We start from the raw sequence: 390 nt of genomic DNA on the forward strand, positions 1-390 counted from the left end.
CATGGTGTGCGTCATCTGGTGTTGACGAGCCGGCGTGGTCCGCAGGCGCCTGGTGCGGCCGAGTTGCGGGCCGAGCTGGTGGGCCTGGGCGCGGAGGTGACCTTCGCTGCGTGTGATGTGGCGGATCGTGAGGCGTTGGCAGCACTGTTGGCGGAGGTGCCGGAGCGGCATCCGCTGACGGCTGTGGTGCATGCGGCGGGTGTGCTCGATGATGGGGTCGTTCAGGCGTTGACGTCCGAGCGGGTCGCTGCGGTTCTGCGGCCGAAGGCGGATGCTGCGTGGCATTTGCACGAGCTGACGCGGGACGCGGATCTGGCGGCGTTTGTGCTGTTCTCTTCGGCTGCTGCCACGCTTGGTGGTCCTGGGCAGGGCAATTATGCGGCGGCGAAC

At 67.9% G+C, this 390-nt stretch carries 1 protein-coding gene; it reads left to right on the plus strand.

The window, feature by feature from the left end:
* A partial coding sequence (locus ADK64_RS09815) for an SDR family NAD(P)-dependent oxidoreductase (protein WP_159046210.1) occupies positions 1-390 on the plus strand: 390 nt, incomplete at both ends.

This window comes from Streptomyces sp. MMG1121, from assembly GCF_001280015.1.
Lineage (GTDB): Bacteria > Actinomycetota > Actinomycetes > Streptomycetales > Streptomycetaceae > Streptomyces.